The 17,119-nt window shown below is 39.5% G+C and carries 14 protein-coding genes and 1 tRNA gene; 13 read left to right on the forward strand and 2 right to left on the reverse strand.

The window, feature by feature from the left end; all coding sequences use genetic code 11:
* The first annotated feature begins 489 nt into the window (after positions 1-489).
* Entirely contained in the window at positions 490-1,005 is a 516-nt protein-coding gene (locus RWN13_RS12505) for a hypothetical protein (protein WP_314064044.1), read from the forward strand.
* 42 nt (positions 1,006-1,047) lie between these two features.
* On the opposite strand, the gene RWN13_RS12510 is transcribed toward RWN13_RS12505, so the two are convergent.
* Positions 1,048-1,686 carry a Crp/Fnr family transcriptional regulator gene (locus RWN13_RS12510; RefSeq protein ID WP_314064047.1) on the reverse strand — a complete coding sequence of 213 codons (639 nt, stop codon included), beginning with the start codon at positions 1,684-1,686 and terminating at the stop codon, positions 1,048-1,050.
* Between the two features lie 343 nt (positions 1,687-2,029).
* On the opposite strand from RWN13_RS12510, the gene RWN13_RS12515 reads away from it, so the two are divergent.
* The 9 genes from RWN13_RS12515 (at position 2,030) to RWN13_RS12550 (ending at position 10,700) form a co-directional block, all read left to right on the forward strand.
* Positions 2,030-4,603, forward strand: a complete 2,574-nt coding sequence (locus RWN13_RS12515; RefSeq protein WP_314064048.1) for a fibronectin type III domain-containing protein — start codon at positions 2,030-2,032, stop codon at positions 4,601-4,603.
* Between the two features lie 14 nt (positions 4,604-4,617).
* On the forward strand, positions 4,618-5,160 hold the full coding sequence (locus RWN13_RS12520) for a hypothetical protein (protein ID WP_314064049.1): 543 nt from the start codon (positions 4,618-4,620) through the stop codon (positions 5,158-5,160).
* Positions 5,161-5,214: 54 nt separating this feature from the next.
* Positions 5,215-5,859 (forward strand): hypothetical protein, encoded by a 645-nt coding sequence (locus RWN13_RS12525; RefSeq protein ID WP_314064051.1) that lies wholly within the window; start codon positions 5,215-5,217, stop codon positions 5,857-5,859.
* Between the two features lie 53 nt (positions 5,860-5,912).
* Complete coding sequence (locus RWN13_RS12530) at positions 5,913-6,557, forward strand: hypothetical protein (protein WP_314064051.1); 645 nt, start codon at positions 5,913-5,915, stop codon at positions 6,555-6,557.
* 247 nt (positions 6,558-6,804) lie between these two features.
* Complete coding sequence (locus tag RWN13_RS23660; protein WP_399553665.1) at positions 6,805-6,909, forward strand: LPXTG cell wall anchor domain-containing protein; 105 nt, start codon at positions 6,805-6,807, stop codon at positions 6,907-6,909.
* A gap of 83 nt (positions 6,910-6,992) precedes the next feature.
* A tRNA-Val gene (locus tag RWN13_RS12535) sits at positions 6,993-7,065 on the forward strand.
* A gap of 133 nt (positions 7,066-7,198) precedes the next feature.
* Entirely contained in the window at positions 7,199-8,320 is a 1,122-nt protein-coding gene (locus RWN13_RS12540; RefSeq protein WP_314064054.1) for an SEC-C domain-containing protein, read from the forward strand.
* A gap of 78 nt (positions 8,321-8,398) precedes the next feature.
* Positions 8,399-9,013 carry an NAD(P)H-dependent oxidoreductase gene (locus tag RWN13_RS12545; protein ID WP_314064056.1) on the forward strand — a complete coding sequence of 205 codons (615 nt, stop codon included), beginning with the start codon at positions 8,399-8,401 and terminating at the stop codon, positions 9,011-9,013.
* A gap of 67 nt (positions 9,014-9,080) precedes the next feature.
* Positions 9,081-10,700: a peptide ABC transporter substrate-binding protein gene (locus tag RWN13_RS12550; protein WP_314064058.1), complete on the forward strand. Its 1,620-nt coding sequence runs from the start codon at positions 9,081-9,083 to the stop codon at positions 10,698-10,700.
* A gap of 53 nt (positions 10,701-10,753) precedes the next feature.
* Here RWN13_RS12550 and RWN13_RS12555 read toward each other — a convergent pair whose 3' ends face one another.
* Positions 10,754-13,111, reverse strand: coding sequence for a helix-turn-helix domain-containing protein (locus tag RWN13_RS12555; protein ID WP_314064060.1), 2,358 nt, complete (start codon positions 13,109-13,111; stop codon positions 10,754-10,756).
* Positions 13,112-13,334: 223 nt separating this feature from the next.
* Here RWN13_RS12555 and RWN13_RS12560 point away from each other — a divergent pair, with 223 nt between their 5' ends.
* The 3 genes from RWN13_RS12560 to RWN13_RS12570 all read left to right on the forward strand — a co-directional run bounded on the left by RWN13_RS12560 (position 13,335) and on the right by RWN13_RS12570 (position 17,107).
* Positions 13,335-14,480: an ArgE/DapE family deacylase gene (locus RWN13_RS12560; RefSeq protein ID WP_314064062.1), complete on the forward strand. Its 1,146-nt coding sequence runs from the start codon at positions 13,335-13,337 to the stop codon at positions 14,478-14,480.
* Positions 14,481-14,529: 49 nt separating this feature from the next.
* Positions 14,530-15,810, forward strand: coding sequence for an MFS transporter (locus RWN13_RS12565; protein ID WP_314064065.1), 1,281 nt, complete (start codon positions 14,530-14,532; stop codon positions 15,808-15,810).
* A 94-nt stretch (positions 15,811-15,904) separates the two neighbouring features.
* Positions 15,905-17,107, forward strand: a complete 1,203-nt coding sequence (locus tag RWN13_RS12570) for an amidohydrolase (RefSeq protein ID WP_399553662.1) — start codon at positions 15,905-15,907, stop codon at positions 17,105-17,107.
* Positions 17,108-17,119 lie beyond the last annotated feature (12 nt).

The following is a 17,119-nucleotide window of genomic DNA, read 5'->3' on the forward strand; positions in this document are numbered from 1 at the left end:
AAATTATAGCTGTTGTGCCGTTATTTGTGCACCCGTCATTTAATTACCCGCTTACCTTATACCCGGGATATAACCGAACATTTTGTTATCGTCTATACTAAAGATATCACTTTAGTATAAGCGATTCAGTGAGAATTTAATTAGCCAAGGAGGTGAAAATTAGCGTCGTCTGTGTGTTAGTAGCAGACCATAACTATCGATCAAGAGGAATCCAATAAACTGTATGCGAGCTCACTCATGTTCCAGTTTTTCCGACGGGCACTAAATGATATTTAATTGCCTTGGATAAACATGGGAGATTACCTGATCGCTGGTAAAATCAGTTAATAGGCATGAGTTAATCTTATGTTGTATTCTTCGGTTATGTCTGATTTATATCTCTCCTCATTTGTTGTTGATTTTAAAGAGGGGATTAGCTAGTTTTATCAAAATAGTTGTCTGAATCTGAACTGAGACGAGTCAGTAGACAATTAAAATAGGAGGAAAGAAATGTTTAAGAAAAAAAGTCTACGTGTCATGTTAGTAATTATATTAAGTGTATTAGTGGTGGCGGGGAGTGGGCTGGCTTATTATCGCTTGTCACGTATTCAAGGTAGGATTGAGGCGTCAGTGGTCAACCAGTCAGCAGGTGAGCAGGGACCTAAAGTAGTTGTTTTTACTCAAGACCGAGCATTTAAAAATGAAGTAATGAAGAAGGTGATAGCAGATATTGAAAAAAGCGATATGTATTTAGAAGTTCAACCAATCGAAGCGATTACCAAAGATCTTGATCAATGGGATAAGGTGGTGATTTTTACAACAATTCAATCAAGTGAGCCACCGGAAAATGTGTTGCCAGTAATTACCGAATATAAAGAGGATAAACGAGTGGGGATATTTCTGACGGCTGAATCAGGTGAGTGGGCACATCAACCCGATGATGTAGAAGCCTTTACGGCTGCCTCAAGAAATCTAGACAATGTTGATCAGTTTACGCATCGAATATTGGACTTCATAAAAGAATAAGTGTCAACAAACAAGAGGGAAAACAGCCCTCTTATTTGTGTTTTAAGCAATGATAAACGGTGCTTTCTTTGTTAGTAAAATGCCAGCCTCACAAAGCTCCTTTAAGCAAAGGGATATCCGGGGTTGAGAGGTACGACAAAAGCGAGCTAAAATCTGTTGAGTTATTTCTTTAGGAAGTTTCAGACTCCCATCTTCAGTTGGCTCACTAATAAAATCACTTAAATAGAGTAAAGTGGTCTTAACACGTTCAACAGGAGCTAAAGTTAGAAAATCAAAAAAAGAATAGTGGCGTTGAAAAATATCGGCAAAATTAGTTAATAACAGGGCGTACAGTTCAGGCTGCTGGTTCAATGAGCTTAGTAAAAAGTCTTTCCTTATTTTGACTACTTCAGCCTGGCTACTAATTATTTTTATTGCGTGACCTTTAGTCTGATAGCTGGAAAAGGTATCTAAGCCGAAAAAATCATTTTCAAAAATAAAGGCTGAAATATAATGAGTGCTGTCTTCTAAAATTTCAACTGAAGCTAAACCAGTTTGTAGAAAAAAAAGATAGTCTGCTTTTTCGTATATGTTGATGACATAGTCATCTTTGGCTACTCTCAAGTGTTGATACTGTTGTGTATTTAGCTCAAAAGAATTTAAATAGTCGAGGATGCGTTTGTTGTTTTTAAAATATTCCATTACTTACCCCTCTCACTTTAATGGGTTACAAAAGACATTATAACATAAATGATACAAGGGTTAAGGCCCAAGTTATTAACGATTTTTTTATGATGAAGGGCATGAAAAGTTAGCTTAGTTGATTTTTTTTGCCAAAACACAAAAAAGTCGAAAATATATCTTTTTCGTTACATAATAGTTACAAAATAGTTACATTTAAATGAGAATAGTTCCTAAAAAGGGCACAATTATATTGTATACTTAAGTTGTAGCAAAGAGAGGTGTGTTTAAACCTAAAACATTACCAACAAGAACAGGAGTGTTAAGCAATGAAGACCATAAAATTGGAAGAGGGGGAACGACTATGAAAAATAAATCATTAATAGTAACAACAGTTCTCCTGATTTTGATGGTCTCACCAGTCAAGATTGTAGAAGGGGTGGCTAAGGAAAGTTTAGACGAAGCTTTCAGTAGTGAGGAAACGAGTGTGACAGATAGAGAAGAGCCGGAAACAACGATTGAGAGCTGGACTGAAGAGTCAGCATTTCTAAGTGAAGATGAACTTGACCTAGCTGATAGTTCACTAGTGTTTTCTGACGAGGAAGACGTTAGTCAGGAAAGTCAGTCAAAAGTTAAGGATGAACCAGCTATGGCTAGAGCTCTTCAAGTACAGGATGTGGATGGTTTCTGGTTAGTTGATTCGGCGGCGACTTTAACCGAATTATTAAAAGATAATTCGAAACTTAACTTCCGTTTGACCCAGGATATTGATTTAGGAACACTGGGGTACCGCTTAAAAAATGGGGTTATCATCGATGGCGCTAACCACAAGATTACCTATAATAAAGGTGGTTCATATAACTTAGGTTTTTATGTGGATGAAACAAATGCAACGGTAGAAATACGAAATACTCAATTCGGCAATCTTGATGGGTCAGGAGCAATTGGTTATTACGGCTTTTTGACGGGATTCGACACTGGAATAAACATGAAGTTTATTTTTGATAACGTGGACTACTATTCAAACAATGGTCAAATGATTTACAACCGCAATGGCTCAATTATTATGCGAGGCGACAACAATATTGTTCAAAAGGGAACGGCAGCTTATGCCCAAGAGTGGGCCGAGACAAATTATGTGGAGATTCAGAGTGGGTCAACAACAGTGGCACATTCGTCGAGTTCGGCTTTGGCCTTTATCTGGTCGGTTGGCACGAATACAGGGAATCCTCATGCTAATTCTTCCAAACTAGTTGTTCGAAAAAATGCTCAGATGAACATCAAAACCAGTTCAAGCATGACTTATGATTATCTGGCACCAAGTTATATTGTAGAAGAAAACGCTCATCTAACCATAGATAAAGTGAGTTTAGCATCTGGGGATTTGCGAAATAATTTCTTCTATATGAACCAGACTCAAAAAGTAACCTTTGATTTTCAAAAAAATAGTCATGTGAGCTTTTTACTACCAGTTTCTATTAATACAGGGGCTGCAAGTGGCGGCATGGCGATTGGCGAAGGTGCCAATGTGTCTATTGATGTGGCAAATGGGACAATTTTTAGTCCTACTGCGTCTAGCACCTTCACCTTAGACCTACAAAAGGTTGAACATGTGAGTTTTGCTTCAAGTGGAAAAGGTACTTTGGGGCTAAATGGCGGAGCGAGCCTCGGTAAGAACGTGTCATTTACCAGTAATACAGTCCAGAGAATCGACACTTTTGATGCAAAGGGGGCGGCGACAAGCAGTGCCACGATTTTGCGAAGGGCAGCTGATTTGAGAGGACGTTTAGCAACTTACACCAATGTGGTTGGGTCAGTGGATCCGCTGAGTGTGGCAGAGTTAACCGCACTAGGGAATTCACAAAAACTTGTGTTTAGTCAACAGATAACAGCGCCTAATGCTGTCAAAGTAAGTGCTAGTAATTTAACAGCTACGACTGGGACCCTTCATGCCAGCTCAGTTAATAATGGCAGTGTCGCTACGAATGTTAAGTGGTTTCTCTTTACAGCGGAGGCCGATAGTCATGATGTGACAAAGGCCCAGCAGGTGATTCAACAAGCGGAATTTGATGGGAATAACACGGTGTCAATCTCAACTTATGAGATGACTTTGAGTGATTTAACACCTAACACACGTTATTGGCTTCGAGGGGTGGTTATTAATCAGGTAGGAGAAAGCCAACTAGCTGATGCATATAGTTTCGTGACAAAACCAGCGTTAGATAAAATTCGTGCTGAGGTCATAGATGGACAGTCAGCCTTAATTAGCGGTCGTTTACTTGGTGGGTTATATCAGGGAGTGACAGTTGAATACAGTCAGGATAAGCAATTTCCAGCAGGAGCAACATTTACTACTCAGGCTGAAGTGATAGGTGAAAATAAGCGAATCTTCACGGCTGATTTAGGTGGATTAATTGAAGATGCCACTTATTTTGTTCGATTGAAAGTAGTGGGAATGTCAGGTGAAGAGGTGACATTAGTTGAAACACCACTTACTGAATTTACAACAACCGTTGAAATAATCAATGTGGAAATCCCACTGGAAATGGCATTTCAAACTGAAAACAGTGATATTGGAACAGCTCAGGAAGGCAGTCTGCATTCCGTAGACTATCAACTAGTGAATCATGGTAATGTACCGACAAAAGTTTCACTAATTGGTGTGACTAGCGAAAATCAAGCTGCTGAAGAATTAACGTTACGCCATGATTTAAATGGTGTAACAGGTACAGAAGAATTGGCCTTGCAATTAACCACCAGTCAGGAGTCCTTATTTATTACCAATGAGTTAGAGAGTCGGCCACTTTTGGTAGGGGTATTGGGAATTAATTCAGCCAATCAAGAAGTAATTCGTCTAAATGGAAAGTATTTTAATCCACGAGGGCAGGTGGTTGTTCCAGCTTATAAATTAACATTTAAAGTCGAAATCAACAGATAGAAAAGGGGAATTGGATGACAAAGCAAATGATGAGCACACAGGATACAAAGACGGAAAGCAAGAAGAAAAAATGGTTAATTCTCTTGTTGCTGCTGGGATTAGTGGCAGGTGGAACCTACTACTATTTTTCTAAAAAGACAACACCCATTCAAGTTGTCTCAGGTGATTATCTACCTGATATCAAAGATGCTAAAAAGATGAGTGATAAAGACATAAAAGCGGCTGAACAAAAAGTGGTGGATGCCAGTAAATTTAATATGGTGATTAAATCCCAAGCGACCTTTGAATCAGGTGAAAGTAAAGGCAGTCTTTATATTCAAAATCCTGTGGCCAATGGTTATCCGATTGATGTGGTGATTCGTTTAGATAGGACAAATGAAGTGGTTTATACTTCAGGAGCCATGTCACCGGGCTTTGAAATTTCTGGAGCTACGTTGGACAAAGTTTTAGGCGCAGGAGAGTATCCAGCTACAGCTACTTTTAATATTTACGATCCAGCCACTAATCAAAAACGTGGTCAAGTACAAGCTGGATTAACGCTACAAATTAATGCTTAACAAGGGAAGTAACTGCAATGTAGTAATAAAAAAACAAAGAGGAGCAATAAATTGATGAAAAAAACAACAGTAGCAATAATGACAGGTATTAGCATGATAACGATGGCTCAACCAGCTTTAGCGGCAACCATTGACGGCGAAGGATCAGCAGATGTGGAAATTAACGGGACAATTGGTAAGCTAGATAACACAGATCCAGGAGAAATTATTCCTGAGGGAACCGATGAGTGGATCAATGTGGTAGTGGATACGGCCACAGCTTTTCACACGACGACAGCTAGTGGTCATAAGTCGATTGAATCAGCGGATTACCAGATAGAAAATAAATCTGGTCGCGGTGTTCAGGTATCTTTAGGCGCAATCCAAGGAGAACCTAAATTGGTAAATGTTTTAAGCATTAACGGAACTGTCAACGGGAATACGGCCATAGCCCCGACGCCAAGAGATTTAGTAGTCAACAATAGTTTAACTGATTTAAGTAATTCGGGGGCTTGGATGACCTTAGGAAATAAAGAGGGGCGCTTAAATATTGCCACAGATGAAGCCAATGCTTTTGGCAACACGGCCACCTTTAATTACACAGGGGAAACAATTGCTGATTTACCAACGGATATTAATGAGGCAACGACAGCTGAAAATTATACCTTAACTTTAAAATTTAAGTCGATTCAAGCTGATGGCGTAACCGTAGGTGTGTAAATTACTAATAACTGAATCATAGAATAAAAAAAACAAAGAGGAGCAATAAATTGATGAAAAAAACAACAGTAGCAATAATGACAGGTATTAGCATGATAACGATGGCTCAACCAGCTTTAGCGGCAACCATTGACGGCGAAGGATCAGCAGATGTGGAAATTAACGGGACAATTGGTAAGCTAGATAACACAGATCCAGGAGAAATTATTCCTGAGGGAACCGATGAGTGGATCAATGTGGTAGTGGATACGGCCACAGCTTTTCACACGACGACAGCTAGTGGTCATAAGTCGATTGAATCAGCGGATTACCAGATAGAAAATAAATCTGGTCGCGGTGTTCAGGTATCTTTAGGCGCAATCCAAGGAGAACCTAAATTGGTAAATGTTTTAAGCATTAACGGAACTGTCAACGGGAATACGGCCATAGCCCCGACGCCAAGAGATTTAGTAGTCAACAATAGTTTAACTGATTTAAGTAATTCGGGGGCTTGGATGACCTTAGGAAATAAAGAGGGGCGCTTAAATATTGCCACAGATGAAGCCAATGCTTTTGGCAACACGGCCACCTTTAATTACACAGGGGAAACAATTGCTGATTTACCAACGGATATTAATGAGGCAACGACAGCTGAAAATTATACCTTAACTTTAAAATTTAAGTCGATTCAAGCTGATGGCGTAACCGTAGGTGTGTAAACAATTCTCTTTCAACAAGGGGGGAAGTTAAATAAGTAACCATCTAAAATTTTGGTGTTGCTTACTTGTAGGCACGTTCTTTTTAACAACACCTGTTTATAGTGCGGAAGTAACCGTTGATGTTCATGGTGAAATAGGGACTACTAGGGATGAAGGTTCCGGTAGTCCTATAGAGCAAGGGCAACTGTCTGAGGGAGAGTTGGCCGAACCGTATGAGCAAGTTATCGAATTAAGTCATTTACCTAAAATGGGTATGGCGGATTCGTATTGGGCAATTATTGGCGGAGGCTGCCTGATATTAATGGGGTGCCTACTGGTGTTTTGGAAAAGGCGAAAGCAACCAAGGATATAAGTGAGAAGTCGAAGGGGATGTTCTTCGACTTTTCGTATTGACAAATCTCCTTATAAACGGTATTCTAATATATGTAGTCAAAGGGTTCCTTAGCTCAGTTGGGAGAGCATCACCTCGACAAGGTGGGGGTCGCTGGTTCGAGACCAGTAGGGACCATATTAACACGCTCTATCCTTTTATCAATAAGGGGTAGAGCGTTTTTCTTTATTTGTGGGAAGCCACTTTGTCAGTCAATCTTGCCGTTTTCCCATTTTTATGGCGTATAATAAAGACGAAGGAGTGTGCTTAAATGACCAGTAAAATTGAACGAAATGATCCCTGCCCTTGTGGATCAGGGAAAAAATACAAAAAATGCCATTTATTAAAAGAAGATAACCCTTTTAATTCAGATGATCGAACAGCACCTACTTTAAAGCAGATGATGCAACAGGCGGAAGTCACAGAGTGTTTTTATCCAGATAGATCGACTTGTAGTTCAGAAAAACTAAAAGTTCACACCATCCAGCGCTACCGATTATTGCGTAACTTAGGCGAGAAGGGGCAATTAATCATGCCTGTGAGAGATGAGCAGTCTGATGTAATGGAAACTAAATTAACCAGGGTTGGTAAAAATGAAGGAATGATTTTTTATGGGTTTTGTCAAGTTCATGAGCAGGAGATATTTGCTCTCATTGAACATGAAGCTTTTGATCAGTCGCTGAAACAAGTTTTTTTATATAATTACAGAACCTTTGGGAAGGATACAACTACTAGACGAGAGGCTTATAACTTGCAGATGATTGCTTTTGCTAATTATTCTCAAACAAATGAAAAACGGCAGTTATTGGAAGAGACGGATCCTCAAAAATTAGCGATACGAGATAGCGAACGGGACAATCAATTATTTGATAAGGCCATCCAAACAGGGCAGTTGGATATATTTCATTCGCTGGTATTTGAATTGGATTATGAGGTTGAGGTGGTGGTATCCAGTGTTCTGGAACCTGAGCGAGACTTGATCGGGAATAAAATTAACGATATTTATTCGGATAACCCTGAGGATGTTTTGGCTAAGCTCTTTCTGAATGTTTTTCCAGAAAATGGAAAAAGTTACATCATTCTTTCATGGTTTAAACGGGATGAGGAGCGTTACCAAGACTATGCTCGTCAGTTAACTGACTTATATGAAACGAATCAGGCTCAATTTTTAAACTATTTAAATAATAATGTTCTTCGACACTCCGAAAATCTCATTATAGGCTCCAGATTATGGAATAGTTGGAAAGAAAAAGGATTAGCACGAAAATTTGAAAAAGATTGGGACGATAATGCCCATCGAGTGGTGTCGCCTACCCTTAATCGGTTGTACAAAGGGAAAGATTTGATTGAAGAAAAAAGTTACCAGTTATTTATGCCATTAGAAGACCTTTAATTAGGTCTTTTTTTTTTATGAATTTTGCTAAAGTTAGTGATATAATTAATTTGTTAAAAAATAAGGGGGAAGTGTGCAATGAAAACATTAATAGTTTATGCTCATCCGAGAAAAGAAAGTTTCTGCCAGGGAATTTTAGAAATGGCAGTGTCCACGTTAAGTACTGGTGGCAATGAGGTTATTGTCAGAGATTTATGTGCTATGAATTTTGATCCGGTTCTAAAGTCAGAAGAAACGATTCACATTAGGGATGGTAAGTTTACCCGTGATTTAGATGAGCCTTTAGCGGATGTCAAGGTGGAACAGGAGTTAATCATCGAGGCCGATTTACTGATTTATATTTTCCCTATCTGGTGGAATGCCATGCCAGCTATTATGAAAGGTTATGTTGATCGTGTCTTTTCTCATGGTTTCTTCTATAATATGGATGGTAGCCCTGACCCTCGCTTAAGTGGCAAACAGGCTTACATGATCAGTACCACAGGACAACCACAGGAATCAAGCGATACTAATGGATTGAATGATGCCATCAGACGCTTATCTTCTGAGTGGATGTTTACGGATAACAATGGCATCAAGTTGTTAGGCCACGATATTTATGGCTCAGTACCTTATTTAGAAAAGGACAAGCTGAGGGCAATCTTAAAAGAAATAGAGGATAATTTAAGGGGCTTAATCAATCAAACAGAGTGATACTGACATTTTTAACCGTTGATTCTGAATGGTTTTAAGTGTCTGTAGTGTGAAAGAAGGGAAAATGATGAACAAAAGAATAGTATTGTTGTTGGTGGCTCTGGGGAGTCTGGTTGGTTGTGGGAAATTGCCTAGTCCTGAGAAGCAAAAAGTCGTTAATTTAATGGAAATTAATGAAATAAGTTCCATGGATTCAGCCAACGCTTTTGATGGTGGCAGTTTTATTGCGATTACTCAAGTCATGGAAGGCTTATACAATTTAGATGAAGAAGACCAACCGGTTCCAGGAGTGGCTAAAAGCGTTCCGCAGGTCAGTGAAGATGGTTTAACTTATACGATTGATCTAAAAGAAGAGGCTAAGTGGTCTGATGGTACATCTGTTGTGGCTGATGATTTTGTTTTTGCTTGGCAAAAAGTTGTTGACCCAGCTTTTGGTTCAACAAGTTCGATTTTAATTAATGGCATGATAAAAAATTCGGCTGATATCATTGAAGGACATAAAAAACCAACTGAATTAGGGATTAAGGCAATCGATGAACAGACTTTAGAAATCCAGTTGGAGCAGCCCGTTCCTTATTTTCAGTCGGTGTTGACGTTTCCCACCTTATTTCCACAAAAAAGGGAATTCGTTACAAAAGAAGGGGGAAAATATGGGCAGGATAGCGAGCACCTATTATATAATGGAGCTTTTAAATTAGCGAAGTGGGATGGAACGGGGCAAACTTGGTCTTATCTGAAAAATTCAAATTACTGGAATTCCGAAACGACCAATGTTGATGAAATCACGATTCAGGTCGTGAAAGAAACGGATTTAGGCGTAAAATTGTATGAGAGGGGAGAACTGGATCGAGCAGTGTTGTCAGGTGAATTTTCTCAACAATACCAAAAAGATGCTGCTTACACCAGCGCCCTGGACTCCTGGGTCCATTATCTTAATCTCAATCAGCAAAAGGGTGAGAAAGAGACGATATTTGCCAATGAAAATATTCGCAAAGCCATCGCTCTTGTGATTGATAAGGAGCACATTGTTAAAGATATGTTGAAAAATGGTTCTCAGGTGTTAAATGGTTATATTCCAGCCCAATTTGTCAAAAATCCAGAAACTCATGCTGATTTTCGTCAGGAAAATGGGGAGTTAATGGTGATGGATCAAAAGAAAGGTCAAGAATATTGGCAAGTTGGTTTGGAGCAGTTAGGAATAAAAGAGATGGAGGTAGAGTTGATAGGCTCTGATCAGGACGAGAATAAAGCCATCAGTGAATACTTGCAGTTTGAATTGGCGGAACAATTACCAGGTTTAACGGTCAGAGTTAAGTTAATGCCAGAGAAAAATCTTTTAGAAACAAAAGAACAAGGTGATTACGATATATTACTAACAAGAAGTGGTCCGGATTATCAAGATCCTTTAACCTTTTTAGATAGTTTTAGAACGGACAATTGGGGAAATAGTGGTAGTTACGCCAATTCGGTCTTTGATAAACAATTAACCGAAGCGGATGGATTAACTAATCAGGTTGCTAAACGTTGGCAAGTGTTGCGACAGGCAGAGCAAACATTAGTCAATGGTGGTGGGGTGGTTCCGCTGTATCAATCGGCTAATACTGCTCTTCAAAGAGAAAGGGTGACAGGATTGGTTCATCATTTATTTGGCCCACCAAATAGCTATACCAAGTTACAACTTAACTAATTCAGAAACGGCTAGTAACCTTTCTATAAAAAAAGCAGACAAGTCTGCTTTTTTTATGTATCATGACGTTTAGGCAAAAATTTAATGGCAGTCAGTTCTAGTAGTAAAACCGCATTAGTATCGAGAATACAATAAAAATCAAAGCCATTTGTCACTTCTAAATCAAAGACCTTCATCTTTGGGCGACTGACTTGGGAAAGGTACTCATGAGATTCATAATCTAGGGGTTCACTGCTGTCAAAATCTGCGTAAGCGTAAAAAATAGCGCCGTTGTATCGATTAAAATCAATTTGTTTGACCTGATAAAAATTATCCTCTATTTCAGGGATTTCAATCCGAAAGGTCACTGACTGACTTTCCAGAAAACTTTCTTCTAAACTGAGATGAGGTGGAAAGTAGTTAACGTTCCACAACAATAATTGATAATTGTTGTAATGTTTGGTTAACATAAACTCATCTCCTAAGGCCACTACTTTGCCTTTTAAGCGACTGGCCAGTGCTAAAACATGGAATGCGGGTCGTTTGCCTATATAATTGTGAAAGAGTTCAAGTCCGTCAAATTTGATTGGTTTGGTATTTTTACTACGTTCAAACTGCTCAGTATTTAACCAAAAACCATAACCTGATACAATTAAATCTAATTTTAAAACTTCTTGAAGGACCAGTGCCCCACGAAAGAAAGAACCGTTTGTTGCTCGACTTTTGCCTGTGAGTGTGTTCCATTGGGACAGATAGAGAGGCAATGACACATGCCAAGCATCTAACCGTTTTTTGATGTTTTGGGCTTCTTTAAAGACGAATTCATTAAAGTTCTCTATGTTTGGAATAATCGTTTCATTTTTTTCATAAGTATAATTAGGTTCAGATTGAAAGGATAAAAAGTCGCACTTAGGAATGACGCGTTTCAAGTAACGATCTTTTAAAACGGGATCATGAACATCGTAATCAGGGTAAAACAAAGGCAGTTCAGCCCCAATTTGAATCACTGGGTTAATGTGTTGGACTGTTTCATAGATTTCAGAAAAGATCCGAATACTGTTTAATAACTCGTGTTGATTAAACTGGCAGTCAATCTTCCAATTGTTGAAAAAATCAGTTCCTTTTTTCTTTTCAACATGCCGTAAAAAAGACTGTCGATCAGTTTTATAAAAATAGGAAATCGTCTCGTAATCTGTTAAAGAAAGCTGGTAATAGATGCCGAGTTGATTTTTTTCTAAAAACTCTAAAACCATGTCGAACTTAGCAAAAGGTGAAAAAATCGATAAACTTTCCTGTTTATAAACCGTGTAGCTGTCAGGTGATTCAAGAAAGAGATTTTGGATGCCAATGTAGCGAATATCAATCGCTTTTTTTGCGACGAGTATTTCTGTTTGGGTATCAGTGTTAAGCAAATCTTCTAAGGTATTTATGTGAATAATCACGTCGGCGTTAATTTGGTTGCGGACGTTCTGAGTGTGGATCGCTAATTTTTTATGGGTTTCCACCCGCTCAATATCAGTTGTTTCATCTTGTGGCAAATGGGCATAGTAATAGAGTGTAGCTAAAATATCTCGATCATCGGATTCTAACGAGTTAGTTTCAGCAGGTTGAGCCCGCTCAGGTGTCTCGTCTGTTTTGAAATAATGTTGCCGGTAAGTTGAGGGAGACTCGCCAAAGAGCTTTTTAAAGTGAATGCGATAAGTTTTGCTGTTACTAAAACCATTATTCAAGGAAATTTCGTCAATATTTAGACGAGTATGTAGCAAGTCCTTTAAACTTTGGCGGACACGTAAATTGGTTAGGTAGTGGGAAAAATAATAACCAGTCTCAGCTTTAAAGAGTTTGGACAAGGCTGACGGTGACATGAAAAAAGTGGAGGCCACTTGCTCCAATGCCAAGGGTTGTTGATAGTTTTGTCCGATGTATTCGATGATTTCGATGATTTTATCGTTATAAAAATGATAGTTATAATAACTGGATTCCTTTTGAAAGAACTGGATCAGCAAGAGAATGATTTGGTGTAAATTCATGGAGATTCTTAAATCTTTAGTAGTTTCAGCACTGTAATGACTGAGAGAGAGTTCAGCGACGTGTTTACGTAAATTATAGATAGCCTCACGTTTTCCAGTTTCTAATTGTTTAGGGAAAAGTTCAAAGTTTGTCGTAAAAAAGCGCGGGTAAAGAGAGGAGAAAAAGAGACTGTCAAGCTGCAACTCAAATAACACACAATCCTCTCGAAAAACCTTAGAAATTTTGAGACTGTCGTGGGGATTAAAAATCATCAGATTGCCATCCATAATCGCGTGCTCCTGACCATCTGCTTGGACCATCATGTCACCTTTGACTAAAAAAAGAATGGTAGTTTCTTTAAATACGAGGGTCTTTCTACTAGCAACTGGCAAAAGTGACAAGTGGTATTTTTCGTTCATCATCGGATATTCCCTCTCTTCTTGTGAGTGTTTTCCTTATTATAGCACGCTTTAGAAAGAAACGTCCGTTAAACGTCGATTTATTTTCAAATTTAAGAGTGTCAAGAATTAGAAAGTTGTAATTGGAAATGATGGTTCTATAAAGTTGGTTGACCACGCTTACAATTGTATTAAGTGGACGAAAGTCTATCAAACAAAATAGGGTAGTTGAAAGGATGGGTAAGAGATGAATGATGCAGCAGCATTGGCGTTATTGAAAGACGTTGTCAAAATGGAAACAGTTCTAGGCAGAGAGCAACTCGTGGCGGATAAGTTAGTAGAACTGTTTAATGAACATGGAATTCCTTCTGAGACGGTTGTATACAGCGAGGGACGACATCAGCTAATTGTGACCTTGAAAGGCAGTCACCCTGGTCCTGTATTAGGTTTTTCTGGTCATATGGATGTGGTACCGGTAGGAGAAGTACCATGGACTCATGGCCCATTTGAGGCAGTCGAAATGGATGGGCTTTTGCATGGGCGAGGAACCTGTGACATGAAGGCGGGGTTAATCGCTCAAGTAGCCGCATTGACTCGGTTAAAGGATGAGGGCGCAAGTTTTAATGGAACGATTAAACTTTTGATTACTGTAGGGGAAGAAACGGCGGCAATTGGAGCGGGGCAGCTGACTGATTTAGGATATGCAGATGACTTAGATGCTTTAATTATCGGGGAACCCTCATCTCTTGATGTAGTGATTGCTCACAAAGGGGCTCTTTGGCCACAAATAACCACATATGGTAAGACCTCACATGGCTCAATGCCTCAGTTGGGGATTAATGCCATTGATCACATGATTCAAGTGATGAATCAATTTAACAAGCAATTTGATTTTTCTCTTTATAAAGATGAGCTTTTAGGCGAGTCAACTGCTAGTGTAAACATTTTTCAAGGTGGGAATGGGGCCAATGTGGTACCAGATAAATGTGTGGCAACCATAGATATCCGGACGGTGCCCGGGCAAAATCATGGAGAGTTAAAGGTGGCAATTGATAAGTTGCTCAAGAAGGTGGGGGAGGAGATTCCAGATTTCAAAGGTGAGGTGAATTATGTGAATGACTTGCCGGCGATTCGCACAGAAAAGGATCATCCCTTCAGCGTTTTGGTTACAAAAGTAGTGAAAAACGTGGCCAATAAGGACCCGGAGATTAAAAGTCTGACAGGTTACACAGATGGTTCTGAATTTGGTCGTGCTAAAAAAGAGTTTCCTATTTTAATTGTCGGTCCAGGAGATGTGACTTTAGCTCACCAACCAAATGAAAATGTGCCAATTGATCAATTTTATCAAATGATTGAAGTTAATCGTCAAATTGCGTTGGAATTTTTGAAATAAGTAAGTTTTAAATAATGTGAGTTAGAGAAAGTGTAAGGTGAGGAATTAAATGAAAAAGAATAAAATTTTTTATGGTTGGTGGATAGTAGCAGGCGCAGTAGTTTTAACTAGCACTTTAGTGCCTGGTGTTGTGGCAATGGCAAATAAGTTTTTAATACCCGTAACGGAAGAGATGGGCATAAGTCGAAGTGCGTTTACCTTAAGTAATACCATTTTACAAGCAATGGGAATCTTTTTATCTCCTTTTGTTGCGAAGAAAATCACAAAAGGGAATTTGCGAAATATTCAAAGTATCGCAATCGTTATTTTTACCTTAGCATATGCTTCCTACGGCTTAGCAAAAAGCCCAATTCACTTATACATGTCATCCTTCGTTATTGGCATTTGCTATTTGTTTTCAACGATTATTCCAATAAGTATCGTCATTACCAATTGGTTTGAAAAAAAGCGTGGCTTGGCCATGAGTATTGCCATGACGGGCATCGGAATTGGTGGAGCCATTCTTAGTCCACTGATTACCTTTTTCTTGAATACCTTTGGCTGGCGCAGTAGTTACATGATATTGGCAGCTATTTTCTTAGTGATTGCCTTACCTATTTCTTTATTTGTTTTCAAAAAGAAACCTGAAGAAATGGGCTTAAAGCCATATGGAGCTGATGATCAGCTCGATATCGGGCAAGGAAATAAAAAAGTCTTTAAGACGGAGACGGTTAACCTGCCAACGAAAAGTATTTTTGGCAAACCTTTCTTTGTTGTTTTATTAATTGGGATGGTGTTAAACGGTATTATTAACAGTGGGGCATTAGGTCAGTTTCCACCAGCTCTCGAAGGGTTGCAAGGCCCTGCGATAGCGGCTGGTGTCATGTCGATTTACTCCTTAGTAGGGATTGCTGGCAAGTTGTTGGTCGGTTGGATTAACGATCGTTGGGGCGTTGTAGTCAGTTCTATTTTTGGTTGTGGCACCTTTGGTCTAGCATTTGTCTTTATGTTGTTTGGCGATCGTTTATTCGCTGTGTATGCCATGGCGATTGTTTTTGGCTTAGGGATTGCCATTGGGTCAGTTTCCCCCCCTCTCGTGACCTCTTCAATTTTTGGTACGGAGCAGTATGGTGAGGTTTATGGCTATGTCAGTAGTGCCATTCAAATAGGTATGTCAGTCGGTTCCTTGTTAGTGGCTTCCATGTATGATGCAACGGGTTCCTACCGAATTGCCTGGATAATGTTGTTGGTCTTAACAGCTTGCACACTAATGAGCTGGATTGGGGCGTATTACCAGTCACGTAAATACTGTGCTGGAGCTACCGTTGAAAAAGTCGTAACAGAAGGTTAATGGAATGAGCTCTTGATAGAGACAGGTGATGAGTGCCGATTGTTTTTTTAGATAATATCACAGGGCTCTTTAAATTTTTCAAATGGAAGGAAGAATGATGATGAAAGAATTGCAAAAACGCTTAAGTCAACGATTGAAGGAAAAGGAGTCAGAGCTAATTAAATTACGACGGCATATGCATGAATACCCTGAACTCTCATTTAAAGAAGCGCAGACTGCTAAATTGATTGCTGATTTTTACAAGGGGAAAGACTGCCAGGTTCAAACAAATTTCGGTGGTGGTTATGGCATTTTAGTTGATATTCAAGGGGAAAAACCTGGCCCAAGTTTAGCCATTCGGGCTGACTTTGATGCTTTACCGATTCAAGAGGATACTGGATTGCCTTTCGAATCGAAAATTCCAGGTGTGATGCACGCTTGTGGTCACGATGGTCACACAGCTTATATGCTTATTTTGGCAGACTGTTTGATTGAGTTAAAAGAAGAGTTACCAGGTCGAATTCGGATTTTACATCAACCGGCGGAAGAAACGCCGCCAGGAGGCGCTTTGGGAATGGTCAAGGCTGGATGTTTAGAGGGCTATGATCATGTTTTAGGAGCCCACGTTATGACGACAATGAATGTAGGGCAGATTGCGTATCGTGAAGGTCCTACTCAAACAGGGAGAACTACTTTTAAGGTGTCCTTGCAAGGAAAAGGCGGCCATGGGTCAACGCCTCAAGATGCCAACGATACCATTGTAGCAGCAGCTCAATTTGTTACGGCTGTTCAAACGATTGTCAGCCGACGGGTAGATCCATTTGATACGGTGACTGTCACGATTGGTTCCTTTGATGGTAAAGGGTCGGCTAACGTCATTAAGGATAAGGTTGAGCTTGTTGGTGATGTCCGAGTCATGAAAGAAAGTTCTCGTGGGTTAGTAGAGCGTGAGTTCAAACGTTTGTTAGAGGGGATTTGCCTGGCTTTTGGCATTAGTTATGAATTGGACTATGCTCACGATTATCCTGTGTTGGTGAATGATTCAGCCCTAACAGATATGTTTGCACGGGTCACTAAGGAGGCTGAGATTGCCAATGTAACGGAGGTCTTTCGTTGTGATCAACAAACTCCGTCGGAAGATTTCGCCTATTATGCAGAAGAAAAACCAAGTTGTTTCTTTTATGTCGGGGCGACAAAAGCGGGGGAGCCTTTTTACCCTCACCATCATCCTAAATTTACGATTGATGAGGATTGTTTATTAATTGCTGCAGATGTGATGGGAAATGCTGTTTTAACTTATTTATTTGAAGGTGTATAATTAAAGAATCAG

This window comes from uncultured Vagococcus sp. (assembly GCF_963518325.1).
GTDB lineage: Bacteria > Bacillota > Bacilli > Lactobacillales > Vagococcaceae > Vagococcus_D.